This window comes from Streptomyces sp. NPDC001914, from assembly GCF_042891215.1.
Taxonomy (GTDB): Bacteria; Actinomycetota; Actinomycetes; order Streptomycetales; family Streptomycetaceae; genus Streptomyces.
Window position 1 is genome coordinate 139,526 of record NZ_JBIASW010000004.1, and the last position, 21,660, is coordinate 161,185.

24 protein-coding genes and 2 pseudogenes are annotated in these 21,660 nt (G+C 69.3%); 14 read left to right on the forward strand and 12 right to left on the reverse strand.

Features of this window, described 5'->3' with window-relative positions; all coding sequences use genetic code 11:
• The first annotated feature begins 2 nt into the window (after positions 1 to 2).
• Positions 3 to 911, forward strand: a complete 909-nt coding sequence (locus ACFYYF_RS13225) for an oxygenase MpaB family protein (RefSeq protein WP_388774716.1) — start codon at positions 3 to 5, stop codon at positions 909 to 911.
• A gap of 69 nt (positions 912 to 980) precedes the next feature.
• Here the strand turns inward: ACFYYF_RS13225 and ACFYYF_RS13230 are convergent, their stop codons facing one another.
• The gene (locus ACFYYF_RS13230) at positions 981 to 1,505 is read right to left on the reverse strand and encodes a GNAT family N-acetyltransferase (RefSeq protein WP_388774719.1); all 525 of its coding nucleotides are present in this window, start codon (positions 1,503 to 1,505) and stop codon (positions 981 to 983) included.
• Between the two features lie 72 nt (positions 1,506 to 1,577).
• Here ACFYYF_RS13230 and ACFYYF_RS13235 point away from each other — a divergent pair, with 72 nt between their 5' ends.
• The 3 genes from ACFYYF_RS13235 to ACFYYF_RS13245 all read left to right on the forward strand — a co-directional run bounded on the left by ACFYYF_RS13235 (position 1,578) and on the right by ACFYYF_RS13245 (position 3,388).
• Complete coding sequence (locus tag ACFYYF_RS13235) at positions 1,578 to 2,174, forward strand: TetR/AcrR family transcriptional regulator (protein ID WP_388774722.1); 597 nt, start codon at positions 1,578 to 1,580, stop codon at positions 2,172 to 2,174.
• 190 nt (positions 2,175 to 2,364) lie between these two features.
• A complete protein-coding gene (locus ACFYYF_RS13240) occupies positions 2,365 to 2,826 on the forward strand; it encodes an SRPBCC family protein (protein ID WP_388774724.1) in 462 nt (153 codons plus the stop codon).
• A gap of 154 nt (positions 2,827 to 2,980) precedes the next feature.
• On the forward strand, positions 2,981 to 3,388 hold the full coding sequence (locus ACFYYF_RS13245; RefSeq protein WP_388774727.1) for a hypothetical protein: 408 nt from the start codon (positions 2,981 to 2,983) through the stop codon (positions 3,386 to 3,388).
• A 191-nt stretch (positions 3,389 to 3,579) separates the two neighbouring features.
• Here the strand turns inward: ACFYYF_RS13245 and ACFYYF_RS13250 are convergent, their stop codons facing one another.
• Entirely contained in the window at positions 3,580 to 4,596 is a 1,017-nt protein-coding gene (locus ACFYYF_RS13250) for a hypothetical protein (RefSeq protein ID WP_388774730.1), read from the reverse strand.
• Positions 4,597 to 4,653: 57 nt separating this feature from the next.
• Complete coding sequence (locus ACFYYF_RS13255; RefSeq protein ID WP_388774733.1) at positions 4,654 to 5,055, reverse strand: hypothetical protein; 402 nt, start codon at positions 5,053 to 5,055, stop codon at positions 4,654 to 4,656.
• 175 nt (positions 5,056 to 5,230) lie between these two features.
• Here ACFYYF_RS13255 and ACFYYF_RS13260 point away from each other — a divergent pair, with 175 nt between their 5' ends.
• Both ACFYYF_RS13260 and ACFYYF_RS13265 read left to right on the forward strand, forming a co-directional pair.
• Positions 5,231 to 5,905: a response regulator gene (locus tag ACFYYF_RS13260; protein WP_388774736.1), complete on the forward strand. Its 675-nt coding sequence runs from the start codon at positions 5,231 to 5,233 to the stop codon at positions 5,903 to 5,905.
• On the forward strand, positions 5,902 to 7,797 hold the full coding sequence (locus tag ACFYYF_RS13265) for a sensor histidine kinase (protein WP_388774739.1): 1,896 nt from the start codon (positions 5,902 to 5,904) through the stop codon (positions 7,795 to 7,797). Before ACFYYF_RS13260 ends, ACFYYF_RS13265 begins: the two co-directional genes overlap by 4 nt.
• A gap of 25 nt (positions 7,798 to 7,822) precedes the next feature.
• Here the strand turns inward: ACFYYF_RS13265 and ACFYYF_RS13270 are convergent, their stop codons facing one another.
• Both ACFYYF_RS13270 and ACFYYF_RS13275 read right to left on the reverse strand, forming a co-directional pair.
• Positions 7,823 to 8,554 (reverse strand): SDR family NAD(P)-dependent oxidoreductase, encoded by a 732-nt coding sequence (locus ACFYYF_RS13270; protein ID WP_388774742.1) that lies wholly within the window; start codon positions 8,552 to 8,554, stop codon positions 7,823 to 7,825.
• 130 nt (positions 8,555 to 8,684) lie between these two features.
• Positions 8,685 to 9,035: a helix-turn-helix transcriptional regulator gene (locus ACFYYF_RS13275; protein WP_388774745.1), complete on the reverse strand. Its 351-nt coding sequence runs from the start codon at positions 9,033 to 9,035 to the stop codon at positions 8,685 to 8,687.
• 129 nt (positions 9,036 to 9,164) lie between these two features.
• On the opposite strand from ACFYYF_RS13275, the gene ACFYYF_RS13280 reads away from it, so the two are divergent.
• Both ACFYYF_RS13280 and ACFYYF_RS13285 read left to right on the forward strand, forming a co-directional pair.
• Positions 9,165 to 9,680, forward strand: a complete 516-nt coding sequence (locus ACFYYF_RS13280) for an STAS domain-containing protein (RefSeq protein ID WP_388774748.1) — start codon at positions 9,165 to 9,167, stop codon at positions 9,678 to 9,680.
• A 66-nt stretch (positions 9,681 to 9,746) separates the two neighbouring features.
• Positions 9,747 to 10,109 (forward strand): STAS domain-containing protein, encoded by a 363-nt coding sequence (locus tag ACFYYF_RS13285; protein WP_388774750.1) that lies wholly within the window; start codon positions 9,747 to 9,749, stop codon positions 10,107 to 10,109.
• An 829-nt stretch (positions 10,110 to 10,938) separates the two neighbouring features.
• Here the strand turns inward: ACFYYF_RS13285 and ACFYYF_RS13290 are convergent.
• Both ACFYYF_RS13290 and ACFYYF_RS13295 read right to left on the reverse strand, forming a co-directional pair.
• Positions 10,939 to 11,229, reverse strand: a complete 291-nt coding sequence (locus tag ACFYYF_RS13290) for an ANTAR domain-containing protein (protein WP_388774753.1) — start codon at positions 11,227 to 11,229, stop codon at positions 10,939 to 10,941.
• A 610-nt stretch (positions 11,230 to 11,839) separates the two neighbouring features.
• Positions 11,840 to 13,381, reverse strand: coding sequence for a CHAD domain-containing protein (locus ACFYYF_RS13295; protein ID WP_388774756.1), 1,542 nt, complete (start codon positions 13,379 to 13,381; stop codon positions 11,840 to 11,842).
• A gap of 424 nt (positions 13,382 to 13,805) precedes the next feature.
• Between ACFYYF_RS13295 and ACFYYF_RS13300 the strand changes: the two genes are divergently transcribed.
• Positions 13,806 to 13,976, forward strand: a complete 171-nt coding sequence (locus ACFYYF_RS13300) for a hydrophobic protein (RefSeq protein ID WP_388774758.1) — start codon at positions 13,806 to 13,808, stop codon at positions 13,974 to 13,976.
• Positions 13,977 to 14,308: 332 nt separating this feature from the next.
• On the opposite strand, the gene ACFYYF_RS13305 is transcribed toward ACFYYF_RS13300, so the two are convergent.
• Positions 14,309 to 14,677 carry an STAS domain-containing protein gene (locus tag ACFYYF_RS13305; protein WP_388774761.1) on the reverse strand — a complete coding sequence of 123 codons (369 nt, stop codon included), beginning with the start codon at positions 14,675 to 14,677 and terminating at the stop codon, positions 14,309 to 14,311.
• Between the two features lie 221 nt (positions 14,678 to 14,898).
• Here ACFYYF_RS13305 and ACFYYF_RS13310 point away from each other — a divergent pair, with 221 nt between their 5' ends.
• Positions 14,899 to 15,294, forward strand: a complete 396-nt coding sequence (locus ACFYYF_RS13310; RefSeq protein ID WP_388774763.1) for an ATP-binding protein — start codon at positions 14,899 to 14,901, stop codon at positions 15,292 to 15,294.
• Between the two features lie 160 nt (positions 15,295 to 15,454).
• Here ACFYYF_RS13310 and ACFYYF_RS13315 read toward each other — a convergent pair.
• A pseudogene (locus ACFYYF_RS13315) lies at positions 15,455 to 15,884 on the reverse strand (ANTAR domain-containing protein).
• 279 nt (positions 15,885 to 16,163) lie between these two features.
• Positions 16,164 to 16,619 carry an SsgA family sporulation/cell division regulator gene (locus tag ACFYYF_RS13320; RefSeq protein ID WP_388774766.1) on the reverse strand — a complete coding sequence of 152 codons (456 nt, stop codon included), beginning with the start codon at positions 16,617 to 16,619 and terminating at the stop codon, positions 16,164 to 16,166.
• Positions 16,620 to 17,089: 470 nt separating this feature from the next.
• Here ACFYYF_RS13320 and ACFYYF_RS13325 point away from each other — a divergent pair, with 470 nt between their 5' ends.
• The 4 genes and pseudogenes from ACFYYF_RS13325 (at position 17,090) to ACFYYF_RS13340 (ending at position 20,802) form a co-directional block, all read left to right on the forward strand.
• The gene (locus tag ACFYYF_RS13325) at positions 17,090 to 18,613 is read left to right on the forward strand and encodes a catalase (protein WP_388774768.1); all 1,524 of its coding nucleotides are present in this window, start codon (positions 17,090 to 17,092) and stop codon (positions 18,611 to 18,613) included.
• Between the two features lie 509 nt (positions 18,614 to 19,122).
• A pseudogene (locus tag ACFYYF_RS13330) lies at positions 19,123 to 19,784 on the forward strand (formate dehydrogenase); the annotation flags it as partial.
• A gap of 6 nt (positions 19,785 to 19,790) precedes the next feature.
• Positions 19,791 to 20,087 (forward strand): PRC-barrel domain-containing protein, encoded by a 297-nt coding sequence (locus ACFYYF_RS13335; protein ID WP_388775697.1) that lies wholly within the window; start codon positions 19,791 to 19,793, stop codon positions 20,085 to 20,087.
• 241 nt (positions 20,088 to 20,328) lie between these two features.
• On the forward strand, positions 20,329 to 20,802 hold the full coding sequence (locus tag ACFYYF_RS13340) for a hemerythrin domain-containing protein (RefSeq protein ID WP_388775699.1): 474 nt from the start codon (positions 20,329 to 20,331) through the stop codon (positions 20,800 to 20,802).
• A gap of 133 nt (positions 20,803 to 20,935) precedes the next feature.
• On the opposite strand, the gene ACFYYF_RS13345 is transcribed toward ACFYYF_RS13340, so the two are convergent.
• Both ACFYYF_RS13345 and ACFYYF_RS13350 read right to left on the reverse strand, forming a co-directional pair.
• Entirely contained in the window at positions 20,936 to 21,280 is a 345-nt protein-coding gene (locus ACFYYF_RS13345; RefSeq protein WP_388774771.1) for a hypothetical protein, read from the reverse strand.
• Positions 21,261 to 21,647 carry a hypothetical protein gene (locus ACFYYF_RS13350; RefSeq protein ID WP_388774774.1) on the reverse strand — a complete coding sequence of 129 codons (387 nt, stop codon included), beginning with the start codon at positions 21,645 to 21,647 and terminating at the stop codon, positions 21,261 to 21,263. The genes ACFYYF_RS13345 and ACFYYF_RS13350 overlap by 20 nt, the downstream gene beginning before the upstream one ends.
• Between the last annotated feature and the right edge of the window lie 13 nt (positions 21,648 to 21,660).

Genomic DNA, 21,660 nt, shown 5'->3' on the forward strand with positions numbered 1-21,660 from the left:
CCATGCCAGGCCTGCCGAAGGCATCCGGACCCGTAGGCGGCACTCGAACGCCGCCACCCGAGCCGGTCCCGTTCGCACCGGGCTCCGTCCTGTGGGACATCGCGGGTGACGTACGGATGCTGCTGGCCCTGCCCGCCGCCCTGGTACTCCAGGTCGCTCACCCCGCCGTCGGCGCCGGCGTCGACGACCACTCGGTCTTCCGCACCGACCCCTGGGGCCGCGCGCAGCGCTCGCTGAACTCGCTCCAACTGTGGGTCTACGGCGGCGAGCAGGCCTTGGAGGAGGGTCGCCGGCTGCGGCGCCTGCACCGGACGATCTCGGGCACGGACCATCACGGCCGCGCCTACCACGCCCTGACCCCGGCCTACTACGCCTGGGTCCACGCCACCGCCTACCCGGTCTTCCTGCGGGCGGCGGAGTGCCTCTCCCGTCCCCTGGACGAGGACGAACAGCTTCGCCTCTACGACGAACTCCTCCGGCTCGGAGACATTCTCGGCATCCACCGCCGCGACATGCCGCCCACTCCGGAGGCGTACTGGCGGTACTTCGACTCGATGGTCCGCGAGGAGCTGGAGGCGACGGTCGTCGTCCGGGAACTCCTCGACCCGCGCCGCCCCGTGACGCTTCCGGACGGATCGCCCGCCCTGCTCCGCCGCATCTGGCCCGTGCTGCGCCCGCCGCTGGCCCGGTTGAACGTCTTCGTCACGACCGGCCTGCTGCCGCCCGCGGCACGGGAGCGGCTAGGCCTGAAGTGGAGCGCCCGGGACGAGCGCCGCCTGCGCCGGTTCGGCGCGGTCGTACGCAGGACCGTCCCGCTGCTCCCGGAGCGGCTGCGCTACCTCCCCCTCGCCTACACCGCGCGCCGCTCGGCGGCCGCACTCCCCTCCCCCCGGACGCCCGCAGCGGGGTGATCAGGGACTCGGAGCGTCGGAGCGTCCTGGGGCGATGATCCGTCGCGGAGCAGCCTTCTGAAACGGTCCTCAGGCGACAGACGCGGCGGCGAGTTCGAGGGTCCAGTGCTGGCCTACGAGATCGCGGCCGAAGTCGTGGTGGGGCTCCTCGTCGGTGAGGACGAACCCGAAGTGCTCGTAGATCCGGCGGGCGGACACCAGGTTGTCGGTGGTCCACAGGGTGACCTGCCGATAGCCGGCCTGCCGGGCGAAGTCGAGGGACTGCCGCACGAGACGGGTGCCAAGGCCGAGCCCCCGGGCGGCCGGGGTGACGAGCAGGACGCGCAGTTTGGCCACACCGGGGCGGTCGCCCGCGACCAGGAACACGCAGCCCGCGCGTTCGCCGTCGATCTCGGCGATCCAGGCAGCCTCCGTGACCGGGGAGTGTTCCGTCGCGTAGTCGCCGACGATCTTCGCCACCAGGGCCTCGAAGGCGGTGCTGAAGCCGAACTGCCGGTCGTACAGCTCTCCGTGGGACATCACCACCCAGCCCAGGTCGCCGGGACGGTCGGCGCGGCGGATCACGACCTGCCGCTGAGGGACTTCCATCGACATCGCACACTCTCCGAGACCATCGACCACTGAACGTTACTGACACGGTCGTGTCAGTTGGTCTAGGCTAGGTCCATGCCCCCGAGAACGGCAAACCCCTCCGCACGCCAGACACAGCTGCTCGAAGCCGCCTACACGTACGTGCTCGCCCACGGCCTTGCCGATCTGTCACTGCGCCCGCTGGCCGAGGCCATCGGCTCCAGTACGCGTGTGCTGATGTTCCTCTTCGGCAACAAGGACGGACTCGTACGGGCCCTGCTGGAACGGGCCCGCGCCGATGAACTGGAGCTGCTGGCCGTCCTCCGCCGGGCCGACCGCCCTGTCGGCCTGGCGGAGGCGGCCGAACAGGTGTGGACGTGGCTCGCCGTCGGCGAACACCGCCCGCTGCTGCGGCTGTGGGCGGAGGCGTACGCGCGCTCCCTCGTCGAACCCGCCGGCCCCTGGGCCGGATTCGCCAGGGCCACCGTGGACGACTGGCTCGACGTCCTGGCCGCCTGTCAACCGCCGCCGGAACGAGACGGCGAGGACGGTGCGGCCCGTCGTACCCTGACGCTGGCGGTATTGCGCGGGGCACTGCTCGACCTGCTCGCCACCGACGACGAGCCCCGGGTGACCGCCGCCGTCCACCGGCACCTGGCACTCCTGCGGCGCGAAAACCGTGGCACCGCGTGACGGCAGTGCGACGGCAAGTCCTGTACGTCGCCCAGGACTTCGGGTCTGGGTGCCGCGAGAAGACGGCTCGCGACTCCGTCGCGTGATGGATCCGCTGCATCCGCTCGGCGCTCCCGTCGAGAAGAGAGGCAGGTGGACCGCCCGCACTCCTGGAAGGCATCCGCCGCGGTCCGCGTGAAAGGGATGTTCCATGGTCGAAGTCGAACGCACGCTCACCCTGCACCACCCCCTGCCGGAGGTGGTGGCTTACCTGGCCGACTTCTCGCACGCGCAGGAATGGGACCCGGGCACGGTGAGTTGTAGTCCGGTCCGAGCCGGCGCACCCATCGCCGAGGGTGCCGAATGGGTCAACGTCTCGACGTTCCGCGGACGGCGCACCGAACTCCGCTACCGGCTGGCCCGGTTGGAGGATCGGCGCCTGACCTTCGTCGGACGCAATCGCACCGCCACCTCCACGGACGACCTGACCTTCCGCGAGGAGAACGGAGCAACCCTCCTCACCTACCGGGCCCGCATCGAGTTCCACGGCCTGGCCCGGCTGGCCTCTCCGTTCCTGCGCGGAGAGTTCGAGCGTCTGGGGGACGGGGTGGTCCACCTGATGCCACGAGCGGTGGACAGCCACTTCGGCTCCGGCGGGGACTCGGCGGACTGACCCCGGATGTCCTCCGGCCGGACGGGCTGCGCGTGGCCGAGGAGTCGGGTGTGATGACCGGCCGGTGTGTGAGTACCGGCCGGTGTTACTACTCGGGTGGAGATGAGTATCCGGACTCTCCTGCCTGTTCGGGTGGCTCCAGAACACTGGAGCCATGGACAGAGAAGCGCGGAAACGAATCTCCCAGGCGCCGGCAGTGCTCGTGCTGGCCGGGCTGACGGCGGCGGCATGGGCGGGCTGGCTGGGCTGGGACCAGCAGCGCGACGTACAGGCCGACGGCTCGACGACCGGCCCCTATGAGGCGTGGCAGGTCATCGGTCTTGGGCTGACGCTTCTGGCGCTCGTGTACTGGGCCGCTTCCCGCGCGTACGTGTCGGCCGCGGTCGTCGGCACGACCGCCGGACTGGCCGTCGCCGCATATCTCGACTGGTCGGACGACAGCAGCGGACTCTTCGTCATCGGCGTGGGCCTGGTCGCCATCGGGAGTCTCGTGGTGACGGGCCTTCTCTCGTTCCTGATCACGTCGTGGAAGCCGAACACCGGACACAACCGGACCGCGTGACGGAGCGCCCCTTCGGGGATGCCTGTCCCGACCGGCGTCCAGAGCGAAGCCGGGTCCGGGTCCCGCGGCCGTGGGACCGACCCGCAGCCCCTGGACCGGGCTCACTGCCCCTTGACCGGGCCCACAGCTCTTGGACCGGCCCCGTCTCACGTGCGGGGCCGGTCCAAGAGGTGCGCGCCTTGTGCTGCGGATCAGCAGCCGACATGGAAGTCGACGCTCTTGTCGGCATATTTGATGGACAACTGGAATCCTCCACCGGAACCGGTGTAGGTCCCGCGCACCGCGATGGTCTGCCTTCCCCCGGCCGGAACCGAACCCGACGGGGGGTCGACGGTCACACCGGCGAGTGCGTCGGAGCCGGTGGTGCCCGCGGTGTCGCCGAGGGCCGCGCTCCACTCGACCGGGCCGTCGGACGCGAGGACGGTGACCGAGCCGTCGAGAGTGGCGCAGTCGGCGGGGTCGATGCCGGTGGAGCCGTCGTCGGAGAGGGTTGCCTGTTCCAGGGGGTCGACCGGTGGCGTGGTCGTACCGGTTCGGGCGGTCAGGTCCACTTCGGAGGCCGGGCCCGGGGTGTTCTGGTGGATGACGAACCTCGCGGTGTACCGAGCCAACCCGTCGGTCCGCACGGCCCAGACCCTCAACCTGCAGTCCTGCCCCGGCGGGATGACCTTGTACTCGCAGTCGTCGCTCCGGTGCCAGGCGGCGGCGCCCTCCCCCTCGAACGCCATCGAGGTGAGCCGCAGGTCCGCGCTGCCCGTGCTCCTGATGGTCACCTCCTGTCGGCAGTCCTTGCCGACACAGGGCAGCTCGAGCGAGGCCGGGGACACCTCGGCGTCCGCGTTCTTGTCGATCTTCCCTGGACCGGGGTGGGAGATGGGTATGGACGGGAGGTCCAAGTCTTCGCGGTACTGGTCGTACACGGACCGGACCGTGGTGGCTCCCCCGCCGTCGGAGGGTCCGTGGGCGAGCGCGGACAGGGGCTTGCCCAGTGATGCCTCCAACGTCGTGATCGAGGCGAAGGGGATGGCGAGAGCCACCAGGGCGAGGACCACCTTGGCCGATCGGGCGGCCAGGGCGGTCGCCGCCATCACCACGCTGGTGCCGGTGATACCGGCGAACGCGGCGAGGTCGCCGAAGTGTGCCAGGACCGCGGAGATGATCAAGCCGACGACGGCCTCGGCGAGCTGGGTTCGGATGATGCGGCCCATGACTGCCTTTCTGCGGGGGCTCGGTGAAGGGGTGTGATCCGTGGCTGCCCAGCGCCCTTAGGTGAGCGCCGATTCCGGGACAGTGCGGGAGAGGACCAGTGCGGTCGCGACGACGGTGACCACGATCAGGACCGCGACGACGGCCACCACCCACGCCGCGACGCCGGTGACGAACAGGGCCGGGAGCGCGGTGATCGCCGACAGGATCCGGGACCCCGCGACGATGCGGGAGCCGGTGCGGTTGGCGGTGCGCCAGGTGTGGACGACGGCGACGACCGTGATCAGCCCGAGGACGACGTCGGCGACGAGGACGCCCGCCGGCGGCCCGGGCTCGCCGCTGTCCGGTGCCAGGAAGTCGCCCGCGCTGGTCATGTCGAGCAGCCCGAGTGCGGCGGCGAGCCCGAGGCCCACCTTGTTCTTACGGCTGAGTGCGGGCCGTACCTCTTGCGTCGGGCTCATGTCGGTTCCCCCATAAGGGTGTTGGGGCCGTCGAGGCGACTGCCGGTGAACCGACTATCGCGGCATGCCCCGTTGACGCGCATCGTCAGGAACTCCCTTCCGCCCGGGCGGTTTTCCCGACCCCCAGGGAACCTGAACCCTCCCGGCCGGGAGAACGGTCGGCCATCATCGGGACATGACCTCCCCCGCCGGCCCGATCCGGGTCCTCATCGCCGACGACCACCCCGTCGTACGACGCGGTATGAGCGCGCTGCTGACCTCGCTGGACGGCGTGGAGGTGGTGGCGGAGGCGGCGAACGGCGAAGAGGCCGTGCGGGAGGCCCAGTTGACCCGCCCCGACGTGGTCGTGATGGACATCCGGATGCCCGCGCTCGACGGCGTCGAGGCGACCCGGCGGATGACCGCCGTGCTGCCGGACGTGGCGGTGCTCGTGGTCACCATGTTCGAGGACGACGAGACGGTGATGTCCGCGATGCGCGCCGGCGCCCACGGCTACCTCCTCAAGGGCGCCCAGCAGGAGGAGATCCTGACGACCCTGCGCGCGGTCGCGGCCGGACAGTACGTGATCACGCCCGGGGTCGCGGCCCGCCTCCTCGGCCGTCTCTCCCCCGCGCCGGCGTCGGCCGTCCCGTTCCCCGAACTGACCGACCGCGAGCGGGATGTGCTCGACCGCCTGGCCCGGGGATACACCAACGCCCGGGTGGCGGCCGACCTGTCGCTGGCCGAGAAGACCGTGTCGAACCGGCTGTCCGCGATCTTCCTGAAGCTGGGCGTGAGCGGACGGACCGAGGCGGTGATCATGGCCCGGGAGCAGGGGCTGGGCGGCGGAGCGGCGGAGGCGGGACCGTGACGGTACGGGCTCGGAGCGCCTGTGCCCTGTTCGCAGTTCTCTCGGCCGCGGACCTGGTCACTCTCGCCGTCGCACCGCCGCCCAGTTCCTCCGAGCAATGGGTGATCTGGGCGGTGATCGTCGGCACGTTCCTGGCGGTCTGCTGCGGGACGGTCGCCGCCCGGCTCCCCGGCGGGGCCGCGGTTCCGTTCCTCGGCGCCGCCGCGGGCGGTCTGCTGGCCGCCCCGCTCGCGCTCGCCGCGGGTGCGCACGCGCTCGCCGTCGTCCTCGCCGTCCTGGCGGCGACCGTGAGCCTGCCTCTCGCGGGCCTGCGCGTCGTACCGAAACGGCCGCCCTCCCGCCTGCTGCTCTGCGCCGACGCGGCCGTCGTCGTCACCGGCGCCGGATGCGCCCTCGCCGCGGCGGCCGACCTGAAAGCCGCTCAGGTCCCGGCGATCGTCGCCGCCGGGGCCGCGATGCTCGCGGGCACATGGGTGCTCTTCGAGCTCACGTCCGGGGACGACCGGCGCCGCGTTCTGTGGCTGGTCCTGGGTGCCGCCGCGACGACGCTGGCCGGCATGTTCCAGTTCGCCGTCGAGAACTCCCTGCCCGTGGGCCCCGTACCCTCCGCCGTCATCACGAGTGCGGTGTCGCTGCCGCTCCCCCTGACCGTCACCGTCGCGCTCATCGCGCCGCGCCGGGCCGACGTCCGGGTCGTCATCCGCGGGGCGGCCGTCCTGATCGTGATGCTCGCGCTGAGCGCGGCGGTGTACGAGGGGGTCGCGGCGGTCTGGGAACTGGTGGTGGGGACCCGGCCCGGCAAGGGCGTGCCGGCCCTGCTGGCGGCCGCGATAGCCGCCGGGTACCAGCCGGTGAAGCGGCAGGTCGAGGCGAGCATGGACGAGATGCTGTTCGGCAGGTCGGCGGACCCGGTCGAGACGCTGACCCGGCTCGGTACGGATCTCACCGCCGGCGCCCCGCCGCCGAGGTGGCTGCGGACCCTGCGCTCCACCCTCGGGGTGCCCGGCATCGCCCTGCGCCAGGACGGGACCACGGTCGGCATGGCGGGCACCATGGACGACGGCCACTGCACCCAGGTCACCCTGAGCGCGGGGGCCGATCACGTGGGCGATCTTGTGGTGTGCCTGCCGCCCGGACACCTGCGGCTGCCCCAGGCCGCGACGGCGGTGCTCGAACTCGTGGCGGTGCCGCTCGCCCAGGCCCTGCACGCGGCGCGGTTGAGCGAGCAACTGCGCGTCTCCCGCGGCCGGGTGGTGACGGCGCTCGAAGAGGAACGCCGCCGGATGCGCCGGGATCTGCACGACGGACTCGGTCCGGCCCTGACCGGCATCGCCTACACCGCCGACGCCGCCGTCAACCTCATCGCCGCCGACCCGGAAGGTGCCGTGGAGACGATGCGAGGGCTGCGCGCCGACGTCGGCGACGCGATCACCGAGATCCGCCGGATCGTCTACGGCCTGCGGCCTCGGGCCCTGGACGAACTCGGCCTCGTCGACGCCGTACGCCAGCGCATCGCCCCGCTGTGCGCCGCGGACGACCGGGCCCTGACGGTCACGATCGACGCTCCCCCACGGCTGCCGCCGCTGCCGGCAGCGGTCGAGGTGGCCGCGTACCGGGTGGCGGTGGAGGCCATGACCAACATCGCCCGGCACTCCGACGGCACCACCGCGCACCTCACCCTGCGGCTCACGGACCCCGCGCGTCTGCGCGTGACCGTCACCGACAGCGGCCGGTGCACCGTGCCCTGGACACCCGGTGTGGGCATCCGTTCCATGCACGAACGCGTGGAAGAGATCGGCGGCACCCTCACCATCGACACCACCCCCGAAGGCGCCACCGTCATCGCCGAGTTGCCGCTGGTCATCCCTGCGGCGGAGCCGCCCTGGAGCTGACCGCCGAAAGCTCTCTGGACAGACCCTAGAGGCCACCGGCGACGCGCAGGACCGCTCCGGTCGTGTAGGAGGCGTCGGAGGACAGGAGCCAGGAGACGGCACCGGCGATCTCCCCGGGCTGTCCGGCCCGGCCCATGGGGATGTGGGCGGCGACCTTGGCGGGGCGCTCGGGGTCCGCGTGGAAGTCCGTCCAGACGGTCCCGGGGGCAACGCAGTTGACGCGGATGCCCTCCGCGGCGACCTCCTTGGACAGTCCCACGGTCATCGCGTCGACCGCCGCCTTCGCCGCGGCGTAGTGCACGTACTGACCGGGGCTGCCGAGGGTCGCCGCGGCCGAGGAGGTGTTGACGATCGCTCCCCCGCCGGTGCGGGACATGTCGCGCACGGCGCGACGCGCGCACAGCAGGTAACCGAGCACGTTGACTTCCAGCGCCTGGCGCATGCCTTCGGCTGCCGCGTCCGCCAGTCGCCCGTTGGGACCACTGATCCCGGCGTTGTTGACCAGCCCGGTGACAGGACCGAGCTGCCGCGCGGCCGTGTCGAACAGCCGGTCGACGTCGTTCTCGTCCGCGGTGTCCAGCCGGACCGTCAGACACGCGCGCCCGGCGGCACGGACGGCGGTGGCGACCCTCTCGGCGGCCGAGCCGTCCGAGCGGAAACCGACGACGACGTCGTGACCATCGGCCGCGAGACGTTCACAGATCGCGGCACCGATACCCCTGCTGCCGCCCGTGACGACGGTGACTGGTTGCTGCATCGAGGACTTCCCGAGCTCCGACAGGATCAAGACGATCAGCCATCGTACGGCGCGGGACAGCGTTCAGCCCGACAGCCCCGATGCGGGCAGCGTCGCCGCGTGGTGCCGTCACTCCGCGGCGGGGTCTCCGTCACCCGGATGCTCGGGTGGACTCGCCAGGCAGCACCGCCCGGCTGTCTTCGTCATGGATGAGCAACGAGAGGAGCGATGCCACCGTCAGGCCCTGACCGGCTTCGGTCGGATGACGCAGAATCTTGGCAGGGTCGATGTGGTAGCTGTTGCCGCGCCCCTGACGAACGTGTGAAAGGTACCCGGCCTGCTCCAGATCCGCGATGATCTTCTGCACCGCCCGTTCGGTCAGCCGGCACCGGGCGGCGATGTCGCGGACGCGCGCGCTCTGATTGTCCGCGATGGCCGCGAGCACGCGAGCGTGGTTCGTCAGGAACGTCCATCCGTTGTGTGACTCGGGTACCCCATCCATGCCACAAGTCTACTGAACAAGGATGCGCGCAACAAAAAACACGTACTGACGTTCACGTATCAATTGACGTATGTTGCCTTCCTGGGGGAACGTTGGAGTTGACCACACGAACGCATGTGGGAGTGAGCCATGCAGGAGCATCCGTACGAGGGTGGGCCCCTCACCACGCCGAAGCTCCCATACCCCGATCCACGCGGGGCCACGGTGCCGCCCGCCCCCGGCCCGAGCGGCATCCCGACCCTGGTGGCAGTACAGGGTGAACTCGACTTCGTCTGGGGGCCGAAGGTCCGGGATCGGCTGGGCGAAGCCCTCTCCGCCTCGGTGGGCGGCCTCGAACTGGATCTCGCCGGACTCACCTTCTGCGACTGCTCCGGCTTGAACGTGCTGCTGGAAATCCGGCACCGCGCCGAAAGCCAAGGCAAGACGGTGACCATCCGGGCCGTCAGCGCCGCAATGGCAAGACTGCTCGAACTCGTGGGTGTACAGGATCTGTTCGGGTCCCATCGGTCGCGGTCGGCGAATCCGCGGCGCCGCGAACCCGTCACCGCACCACGGCAGCCACGAGTCGGCGTACAGCGCGAACACCCCAGCCGGAAGAACCGCGTCTCCCCCGGCCCGACGGGCTCGCGCGACCACCGGCTCTGACGATACGCATGCCGATGAGGACGGAGTGCCGGGTTGTGCCAGTCGTCAAGAACGTTGGGAGCCTTCGTGGACACCGAGAAAGCGCACGGGCCGCAGCCCTTGAGGGTGGACTCCACCGCCTGCGACGGCATCACCGTGGTGACCGTTCGCGGTGCGATCGACCATGCCACTGTCGGCCCCCTGGGACAGGCTCTGGAACCCGGCGGACTCCTCGGCCGGCCTTGCGTGATCGTCGATATGCGGCAGGTGTCCTTCATGGACTCCAGTGGAATCAACACCCTTCTCGCCGCCCATCGCGCACTCACCCGGACGGAAGGATGGCTGCGCCTGGTCGACGTTCCCGCCGCCGTACGCCGCACCCTGGAGACCGTCGGAGTCGACACTCTCATCCCCTGCTACCCCAGCGTCTACGAAGCCCGCGCGGCTTGAAGCAACGCCGACGAAGCTGCCCCGGCGAGGGTGGGGCAAGGTCTTCACAGGGAGACTGCGGGAGATCAGGAGGGACGAACTGACCGACCGGGCGGCGGCCCTCGAGGCACTACGGCGTACTCGCCCTGTTCCCCGCTTCGCTGGTCCTGGTCTCCGTGATGGGCATCACCGGCGTGTCGACCACGGACAAGGCCCTGGACAACGTCGGACAGCTCACGCCCGACTCGGCGCGCGACATCCTCACCAACGCGGAGCACGGCGCGGCGGCCGGGCCGCACGGTTCGCCCGGCCCGGATCGACGGCCCGGCAACGGTGTCGCGCGCACAGGGGGCTGGGTCATCGACGGGGGTGCCCGTGCTCGGGATCCTCATCAGGAGTGCTCCAGTCCATGCCACGGCGTGGCGGATTCTCGAGCTCCTGGCGTGCCCGTGCCGCCTGCTGCGGTGAGGGCCCAGGGCCGGATTGCCGGCGCTCGGCGGAGCGCCGGTGGCCCAGGACGAACGCCGCGAGCAGGATCGCGACAAGGAGGACGCCCACCGCCAGCCACAAGGACCCGGCAGAGGAGAACGCCAACAGAGTGTGCGGTTGGGTGGCCATGGACGCCGAGTGTCCGGAATGGGCTGACATATCCAGTCCGGGTGAAAACTACGCTCGGATCGGCATCTCTCCGCCGCTCCGTGCCCGAGCCGGCCGTTGCGGCGGAAGGCCCGGCAGCGCGGCGCGGCTGACGTGTTCGGCGACGCCACGGAGGGCGGGAGAAGCTGCCGGGCGCCGGTCGTGCCGCGCTGTGGTGAAGGGTTCGCATGACCGGGATCAGCGGTCGGGGTGCTCACTCAGCCGGTGGACCGACCGGGCGAGCCTCGCGAGACTGGTGCCGGATGGCTTCCTCCAGGGCGATACGGATGCCGAGGTTGAGTTCGCCGCTGGACACCCAGGCCGTCACGAGGCCGGCGATGCGGCGCAGTGTGATGTGGCTGCGCTGGGCGACCTCCGCCAGGACGGCCCGCGCCTGATCGGCGCCCAGACGCCCGATGGCCATCACGATCCCCACGGCCTGTTCCTCCGTCTCGGACACATGGCCCTGCTCCCGCCTGCTCTGCCTGTCCTGCAGCGACACCACCTCGCCGCTCCTCGCGGCAGTGTGCTGAGGGCCCGCCACACGGGCTTCGGGGTGGTGGTCTCGGTCTTGGCCGGGGGGCAACTGCTCAGCCATCCGCCGTCGTCGCCTTCTCCCGACGGGCCGCCGGATCGCCTTGTCGGCGGCTGTCGCGCCCCGCCGGGATCCGCAAGACGCCGGCGCCCTCCCCCAAGAAGCCGACGTAGTCGATCGCATTACCGCAGACCATACTGAATCGCTCCCGAAATATGGGGTCGGGTTCGAACCGGACCCACGTGTGGACCAGCCGTGGACGTGAGTCAGTGCGAGCCGGTGTAGGCCCGGCGACCGGACGTCATGGCGGACAGGCACGGCACAGCGCCCTCCCGCCACCCGGAGCACGACGCTGTGGGTGCCCTGAGACCTCCCTGCCAAACACCCAGTGCCTGCCTCGGCATCACCGCGGGGCAGATCATCACAACCAGCCTGCATACCTCGACGCGAAGGTGGCACCTGCACCGCCACGGCAGAGTAGCCGACGATCGCGGCGGTTCCTCCACTCGGATTTCCACTCGTCGAACATCGGAAGCCGAGAAGGACGGCGGCACGCCGGGCATCACGCTTCCTGGGCCGCTCAGGACCGGAAGGCCTTCTTCCGGGCTGCAGCGCGGACCCTGGCCCAGGCCTGCGGAAGCTGCCGTTCCCGGGCGTCCGCCGCTGCCCCCTCACGGCCGTGCAGGACGCCCCAGGTGAAGCCGGACTCCCCCGCCGCGTGGGCGAGGACCGCCAGCCGGCGCAGGACGTCCCGCGTCACCACACTGTCGTGCTGGGCTCCGCTCACCCGCTGCACCGCCTTGGCCCGCTTGCCGAGCCGCCGTACCGGCTTGCCCAGAGCCGGGCGGGCCGCCTCCGCGGCGTAGCGGAGCCTCTTGGCAGTCTTGCGGGCGTCGTGGATCGCGGTGTCGCGTTCGGGGCCCGGCGCCATCTCGAGCGCCGATTCCATGCGTCCGGCCAGGCGCCGGTACTCCTTGCGGAGCGCCTTGCCGAGGACCTTCCGGGGTTCGCCGGCCGCCTTGACGGTGCGCAGCGGTGGCGCTTCTTTGAGGGAGGTCAGGCCCTCCAGCAGGTTCAGGTAGCGAGGTGATGCGAGCGTGTCGAGTGTGCGGCGACGGGCGCCGGTCCGCTGCTCCACGTCCCATGCCGTGAGCCGTGCCTCGACCGGGCCCAGGACCAGTTCGCCGGGCAGTTCCCGCACGCCCGAGGTGAGGCGCTCGCGGAGTACTTCGTGGTCGCGTTCGACGCCGAGTTCGTTGGCGAGCCACTTCAGATCGCGGCGGATGGGGTCAGTGGCCTTTCTGTCCAGGACGGAGCGGTAGGACCGCAGGCAGCTGCGCAGGCGGCGTGCCGAGGTGCGCATCTGGTGGACGGAGTCGGGCGCGTCGCGGCGTACGGCGGGGTCGAGGTCTGTGAGAGCGTCGACGAGTCGGCCGATGTAGGCGAGCACGTAGTCCCCGGCCGATCCCGTCGCGACGGCACCGGGGCGCGCGGCGAGCGGGTCTTGCGGGAACATCGCGGTCTCCGTCAGGGCGTGGACCACCTTGGACGGGCTCTGTGCCCGGTCGAGACCGTGCCGGCGCAGCACCTTCTCGACGCCGTCCAGGAGGGCCGGGTCGCCGTCCTCTGCGAGTTCGACCTCCATCTCCGTCCAGGCCGCGCCGCGTCCGCGGTCGCGGAGCGCTTCCGCGGACACCTCGTCCGTGCTCAGCTCTGCCAGGACCTCGCCCCGCGCGTCGAGGAGATGGTGCAGGGAGCGGCTGGAGCGGATGCGTATCACGGGTCGCAGTGCGGCACCTCGGGTGCGGGAGAGCACGAGGTCACTCAGTTCCGCCGGAACATCCTTCGACCTCAGCGGGACCCGGATCTCCTCGCGGCTGTCACCGGCGAGGGGCAGTTTCAGGTGCCAGCCGGCGTCGGTGCCGCCCGTCCTGCGGCGCAGGGACGCATGGGCGTGAGTCAGTCGCAGGTCGTCGCTGTCGTAGTAGACGGCGTCCAGTTCTTGCGTTCCTCCGTCCGTCACAGAGGCGATGGGTCCTGCACCGGCCAGATCGCTCAGCCAGGAGACGTCGCCGTCGGGCGCCACGTATTTGCGTTCCGTCTCTCGCATCGAAAGGGCCATGCCCATCGGGTAGCCCGATCCCGGGAGTCAAACCCTCGGGCGAGGACCTGCGCTTCGGCGGCCAGGTTCTTGGCCGGCCGCCGCCGCTCCATTGGGAGGACGGACGTAGCCGGTGCCGCATTCGGCGGTCCGGGTCCGCACCGCCGACTTCTGCATACCCAGCACGGGTGCGTGACAGCGGTGACCTTCTCGACCCTGCCCTTGACCTGCTCACCCTTGGCCTGAGCCTTCTCGTCCGCGGCCACCACCACGCACCCTGTCTCACTGGACGTCAATATGCTCCTTCCGCTCACCCCGCGTTTCGCTTCCACACCCGAAGTCCCTCACACGGAATGGCACGACCACGACCTCCGTAGGCAAAACTTAAGATCGCAGGAATGTAGATCGACGGGCCGGGCACAAGGGGCGGCGGAGGTTGATAACCATGGTTCCCATTCTTCTCGTTCTTCTTCTCGCTCTGATCCTCTTCGGCGCCGGTTTCGCACTCAAGGCCCTTTGGTGGATCGCTGTCATCGTGCTCGTCGTATGGGCTCTCGGGTTCGTCATCCGCCCGGCGGGCAACGGTGGCCGGCGCGGCCGGTGGTACCGCTGGTAGGCAGCTCTGACCCTCATGAAATGTGGGTGGGTCCCGGAGCAGTTGCTCCGGGACCCACCCACATTTGACGGCCTCGCCATCACGGAGACGAGAGGGGCGGGCCGAGTGAGACAGTCCCACCGGGGTGGTCGGGGACGGCGGCCGGAGGCCGGGCGTGACGCCGGGAACCATGACCTCCAGCACGGCCGCTCCGGCCGCCGACGTCGCCCCGAACAGACGCAGCGGCGCCGTCGCGAGACCCTTCCGGCTGATGACAGACCCTTCCGACCGATGACAGCCGAGCACTTGCGGTCAAAAGCCGGCTCGGCACTGCCCCGTCGTCGGGGAGCCGGTCAGATCGTGAAGGCCTCGGCGAGGGTGGGACAGCAGGCGATGATCGTATCGAGGCCGACGACTTCGACGACTCGTCGGACCGGCTCGCTCAAAGCCGCCATACGAAGCCGACCACCCGCCGCGACGGCGTCACGATTCGCCGCGATCAGGACGTTGATGGCGCTCGAGTCCATGAAATTGACGGCGCCCATATCCAGTACCGTCAGCGCCGACGCGCTGTCCCCCTCGACGCGCAGAGCCTCGCGAAGTGTGCCGACGTTGTCGGCATCGATTTGGCCGGCCACAGTCAGGACACGTATTCCGTCGACAGTCGTCTGCGTGATCGACAGGGGCGCAGGCTGCCCTTCTCGATGGTGAATGTCTGCCACGTACCCTTCAACGAATCTCGTCACGCCCGGTCATCCCCCCGGGGGGCCCCTGAAGAACCGCATCATAGGGACCACGCGTCTCCGTGGCTGTGCCACAGGTAACGTGCCGGGCAGTGCATGGCCGATACCGGGCGGGGTAAGCGACGAAAACATGGAAGCGGGCGGAGATGGGTCATTCATCTGAGGACAGCGAGGGCAATCAGGTGGGGGCGCCTTCGCCGATGAAGGCATCTCTGCACTTGGACATGGACGGCACCCGCATCGCGCAGGCGCGCCACCTCGCCGTGTCCTTCCTCTCCAACGTGCGCGACGAGCACAGCATCGCGGTGGCGGACTCGACCATGGAGATCGTCCAGCTGATCGTGAGCGAACTGGTCACCAACGCCCGCAAATACGCCCCCGGCCCAGCCCTCCTGCAGATGCAGGTCACCGGCGCCGCCCTGCGCATCGAACTGTGGGACAGCAACCCCCTGCCTCCCGCCGTGAAAGCCCCGGACCCAAGGCGGATCGGACAGCACGGGCTGGAGATCGTCACCGCCCTCGCTCAAAACGTCATCGTCGAAGCGACCCCGCCCGGTAAGCGCATCATCGCCACCGTCATGCTCAACACGGCATAGCGGCCGCAGTCCGACTGGGCAGACACCCTCCCGGATTCCTCCTGGATGGCGATTTCGGGCCGCCTCCAGAAGCAGCCGCCACGGGCCCACGCAGTCGGGCTGCATGGCCGAGATCGGGGCCGGGTCAGCCGGCTCCCCACCAGCCCAGGGGCACGCCGCGTCAAGACAGGTTGCCTGTCTCACACACTTGGCGGGCCACGTCATGCAGCTTGATGTTCTTCTCCTGGGAGTAGCGGCGCAGCACGTCGAACGCCTCGTGCACGGTGATGTGGTGACGGCCCATGAGAATGCCCATGGCCGCGATACGAAAGACCCTCTCGCTCTCGCGGGCGGCATCCGAAGCACGGGCCTTCCTGCAGGCGTTCCTGCAGTTGGCCGCTGTCGACGACGACTTGCGCGGTTGGGGCAAACGATTCGACGCTCCGACCACGCAGGATCAGTACCCCTGCGGCGTCGCAGCCGGCCACCAACTCCGTGGCCGATCCGGTGATCCGCTCCAGGGTCGCGTCCACCGACGGCTGCGCCAGCAGATCCCGGGCCATTGTCGCCATCTGTCGCGCGAACCCACGCACTCCACCGTCTCCTTGCATGCCCTGTGCTCGGCCTCCGCTCCGGCGAACGCTTACTCGTTCCGGGGCGAAAGCCGCCGGCGCGTGGACAGGGCTGAACGAACGGGCCACCCTGGATCGTTGAGCTGGGAGGAATGCGCCGCGCGGTCGGGAAATCGGGGAGACAGGGCACGACTCCCGGGAGGTCTCTTCTGGCGCACCCCGTTTCGGACTCAGGCTTGGTGACGGGCAGGCGAAAGACGGCGTTGAGGCCGGAGGACTCGCCGGCGGGCGCGGGACGCCGGACTCCTCCGAAGGGACCTATTCATCCGCGTCGAGGATGCAGCAGATCGTTTGGTCCAGGAACAGGTACCGAGCCTCGGATCCGCGAGGAATCAGCCGGAGGGTCTCGTTGAGCCATGCGGAGAGGACGGCCCGGCAGACCTCTACCACCACATGATTCGACGCGGGTCCCAGCCGTATTCGGATCACGTCCTCGCCGCCGGGACGGGCCACTGGCCACATCGCGACGTCACCCCAGCCGTCGTGCCGGCGCAGGCCCTCGACCAGCTGTTCGCGGGAGAGACTCCACTCCGCTTCGATCCCGGAAGCGTGCAGGGTCATCACCACGGCGAACGCCTGCTCCGCCGAATACTGAAAGGTCACGTCCAGCTCGACCGGCGGCCGGCCGTCCGAGACGAGTGAGGCGCGGTGCATCAGATAGGTGAACAGGAACGGATCCGTCTGCCGCAGGGAAACCGAGATGAACGGGGACAAGGGAGCCTTTCGGACACCAGAGGGAACCAGGGACGGCGGCCCTCGCCATCCCGGGGCCACAACGCCTGCGGTCCCAAGCGCATCGACCGAATACCCCCGACCGCGAAGGGCAAAACGGCCCTTCTCCGCGGTCGCCCGCAAACGGACCGAGCGGTGAATACTCGCCTGACGTCAGGGATCTCCATGGGCTCGCACGGAGCTCGTCCGGCCGTCGTCGACCCGGCATCTGCAATCGCTCGGCCGGATCACGGAGTGGCGAGCTGCAGAACGGTTCTTTCTACCGTTTCATGAGTGTTTTGCTCCGTCGATGGCGGGTTACCCGTGTCTCGCTGCCGGATCAGGGCCGCAGCGGCTCGGCGGTGCCGCCGTGAGCGTCCGGCTCCCGGCGGCGAGGTCCCGGGATCTGGGCCGAGGTCCAGGGCCCGGATCACAGATTCGTACCCGCAGGCACCATCGAAGGGGAATCGAGAATGACCGACGCCACACCCAAACCGACCACCACCGACGCGGGCATTCCGGTGGAGAGCGACGAGCACTCGCTCACTGTCGGCCCGGGCGGCCCCATTCTGCTGCAGGATTCGTACCTCATCGAGCAGATGGCCCAATTCAACCGCGAGCGCATTCCAGAGCGTCAGCCGCACGCGAAGGGCAGCGGCGCGTTCGGTCGCTTCGACGTCACCGCGGATGTCAGCGCTTACACCAAGGCCGCAGTCTTCCAGCCCGGAACCAGTACCGACCTGGTCACCCGGTTCTCCACCGTCGCCGGTGAGCGGGGGAGCCCGGACACTTGGCGCGACCCTCGCGGCTTCGCGGTGAAGTTCTACACCAGCGAAGGCAACTACGACATGGTGGGCAACAACACCCCCGTGTTCTTCGTGAAGGACCCGATGAAGTTCCAGCACTTCATCCGCTCCCAGAAGCGCCGAGCCGACAACAACCTGCGTGACCACGACATGCAGTGGGATTTCTGGACCCTCTCCCCCGAGTCCGCCCACCAGGTCACGTGGCTGATGGGCGACCGCGGCATCCCGCGCAGCTGGCGTCACATGAACGGCTACACCTCGCACACCTACATGTGGATCAACGCCCAGGGCGAGAGGTTCTGGGTGAAGTACCACTTCAAGACCGACCAGGGCATCGAGTTCTTCACCCAGCACGAGGGCGACCAGATGGCGGCGGTCGACACCGACTACCACACGCGAGACCTCTTCGAGCACATCCGTGACGGCGAGTATCCGAGCTGGACTCTGTACGTGCAGGTGATGCCGTACGAGGAAGCGGTCGACTACCGCTTCAACCCCTTCGACCTGACCAAGGTGTGGCCGCACGGCGACTACCCTCTGATCGAGGTCGGGCGGATGACTCTGGACCGCAACCCCACGGACAACCACGCGGAGATCGAGCAGGCCGCCTTCCAGCCGAACAACCTCGTCCCGGGCATCGGTCCGAGCCCCGACCGCATGCTGCTGGCGCGGCTGTTCTCCTACGCCGACGCGCACCGCCACCGCATCGGGCCCAACTACCAACAGTTGCCGGTGAACGCCCCCGTCACTCCGGTACACACGTACTCCAAGGACGGGGCGATGGCGTACCGCAAGACGAGCGACCCCGTCTACGCACCGAACTCGAAGGGCGGACCTGCGGCGGACACAGCCCGTTTCGGCAATCCCCCGAGCTGGCACGCCGACGGTGAGATCACCCGCGCCGCCTACGTCTCTCATCGTGAGGACGACGACTGGGGCCAGGCCGGCACGATGGTGCGTGAGGTCCTGGACGACGCGGCGAGGGACAGGCTCGTGGACAACGTCGTCGGCCATCTGCTCAACGGTGTCACCGAACCGGTGCTCCATCGAGCGTTCGAGTACTGGTCGAACATCGACAAGACGATCGGTGAACGTATCGAGCAGGGGGTGCGTTCCAAGGCCGACGAGAAGGACCCCAAGGCCTCGGAGCAAGGCAACCCCGCACGTCGAAGCATGCAGGGCAAAGCCTGACATGAGCAGGGGATCCGGCCTGCGGAGGCCCGCGCGGTCGCCGCCGGCCGGGTCCGACGTCGACGACAGTCCCAGCGTGTCCACCACTTTCAGAAAGCGAAAGTGAAGAGCGCGCTCCAGATCATGGCCGCGATGGGCGTCGACGATCCGGGCGGCCTGCGCCCGTCGATGCTGCTCCAACCGGTGGACCCGCACACCTTCCGCTTCTGCGCCGAGCTCCATGAATGGCTCGACAGTGTGCGCTTGGCGTTCGACGCCCCCCGGGCCGGTCGTGCTGGTCGTGCTGACCAGCACGGAGGAGGCGGCGGTGACGGGCAAGCCGACCGTGGCGCAGGGCTGGGGCTTCGCCATCGCCAAGGTCAAGGAGATACTTTCGAGCCACCAGCCACGGCAGCTGACTGCGTCGCGACGCGGCGATCGGGGCGGAGCAGGAGGGCGACGACTGCACGTGGTCCGTCGCGCACGATGACGCAGGCCGGGGTGGGCAGCCAGTGGCCCTGGCCCCGGGGGAGCCGGTCGCCGCGCACGTGCTGGCCGAAATCAACGGCCACGGGCCGGACGGCGCGCCGCTGTCCCCCTACGCGGAACTGAAGGACGACGGTTCCACCCGCTGCGGCTGCTGGATCCACTGCGGGGTCTACGCGGACGATATCAACCACGCGGCCCGTCGCACGCCCCACACCGAACAGGACCATGTGGCCGCCGACTGGGCCAGGGCGTGGCCCGCCAACCGGCGCATCCTCTACAACCGCGCCTCCGCCGCACCCGACAGCACCCGTGGAGCGATCGCAAGGCATACCTGTGGTTGGACGAGGAAACGCGGGAGTGGACCGGGCGCGACGTACCCGAATTCGTGCCGGACCGGGCACCGGACTACGTTCCCCCCGACGACGCGACCGGCCCTGACGCCCTGCGCGACGACCCCTTCATCGTGCAGGCCGACGGCAAGGGCTGGCTGGACGCGCCCGCCGGCCTGGAGGACGGCCCTCTGCCCACCCACTGCGAGCCGCAGGACTCGCCCTTCCCCAACGCCCTCTACCCCTCCACCGCGCGCTCCCCGGTACGAACTCCTGCCGCGCGAGGGCAACCGCTACACCCGAGCGGCGTCGAACCGGGTGCCGAGGTCTACCCGTACATCGGCTACCAGCCGACCACCGGATACACCGCCGGTACCGACCTGACCGGATACAAGGTCGAGGCCACCGACGGCAGCGTCGGTAAAGTCGACAAGTGCTCGGACGACGTCAACTCCGCCTACCTCGTCGTCGACACCGGCGTGTGGATCTTCGGCAAGCACATCCTGCTCCCCACCAACACGGTGACCAGGGTTGACCAGGAAGAGCTGAAGATCTACGTCGACCTCACCAAGGAACAGATCAAGGAATCCCCCGAGTTCGACAAGGACAAGCACACCGGCGACGCGGGCTATCACGAGCAGATCGGCAGCTACTACCAGAGCCATCGCCCGATGTAACCTCAGCGGCAGTCAGAAGTGGGGCCCGCGGACAACACTCCGCCGGCCCCACTTCTCGTGGACCCACGACGCTGAGGGCACAGGCCCTTCGAGGCCAGGGATGCGGTCCGGGGCCCGTACGGCCCAGCCCCCTCACCCTGGGAGCCAACAGCAGCAGCCCCAGCCCTCATCGGGAGCTTTCGGGGTTACAGAGCATTGCCGGACGCATACGCCTCCGGAAGGGACGATGCGGATGACACCCGTGGATGGGATCGTGCTAGTCAAGGAAGACCACAAGACCGTGGAGAAGCTGCTCAAGCAGTTCGAGAAGGCCGGCGACAACGCCCGCGCAGAGAAGCGGAAGATCGCCGACCAGGCGATCGAGGAACTCACCACCCATGCCTGGATCGAGGAAGAGATCTTCTACCCCGCGGCCCGGGAAGTCGCCCCCGACACCAAGGACCACGTCCTCGAAAGCATCGAGGAACACCACGTCGTGCTGTGGATGCTCTCCCAACTCAAGGTTCTCGACCCCGCCGACGAGCGGTTCGACGCCAAGATGACCGTCCTCATCGAGACCGTCCGCCACCACGTCGAAGAAGAAGAGAAGGAATGGTTCCCCGAGGTCCGCAAGGCCATGGGCCGCAACCGTCTCACCGAACTCGGCGAGCAGATGGAAACCGCCAAGAAGACCTCACCCACTAGCCCGCCGGCCGTCCCCAGCGCGGAAAAGTAGCCCGCGCCGCGTTGGCTGCAGGGCAGCGGAACTGAACTGCCCTGCACCGCCTGGCAGACCAGGAAGTGCTGAACAGCCCCGTGGTGCTGTCTCCGGACGGCCTCAGGGAACGCGAGGCATCTCGGGTCGGCCGTCAGGCGGCAGCGGCATCCGCAGTTCTGACGGCGGTATCGACGCGGGCGTGCACCACCAGGCCCCCACCCGGAGCAGCGGCCTGAGCCTGCAGGATGCGACGGGCAGGAGCACTGGGCGTCGCCACCGATATCAGCACATCCGATTGCCTGCAGCTGCGGTGAACCTCAGCAACCGCCTCGATCACTTCATCGGGCACCACTGTTCCAAGAACGATGACCGCGGGTGTGGGATCGTGCACGTGGATCAAGTCGCTGATCAAGGAGGCCAGATGGTGCTCTCGTGAGCTGGGTGCGTCCTCCACCGTAAGAACCAGGACGTCGTTCTCAAGCCTGTGGGACAGCATGGCCCCCTCCATCCCGGGAGTCCGGGGCACCACCAGGGGCCGGTTCCGGGTGTGCTCGGCGCTGTTCGCGGATCGCCTCTTCCAGGGCTATGCGAAGTCCCAGATTGAGTTCGCCGGTGGTCAGCCAGGCGGTGAGCAGTCCGGCGACGCGGATCGGCGTGAGACCCGTGCGATCAGAGACCTCGGACAGGACCGTTCCAGCGTGGCCGGCGTCGAACCTCCCCAGAGCCATCACCACACCCGTCGCATGCTCAACCACGGCCTGCCGCACCCCATCATGCTGGGGCTGCGCCACCTGCGGTATCTGTTCATTCTCCGTGCGGGCCGTGGGCTGCTCGCCGTGTCCGTGCGTCAGCAGATGACTCATCAGCTTTCCCTCC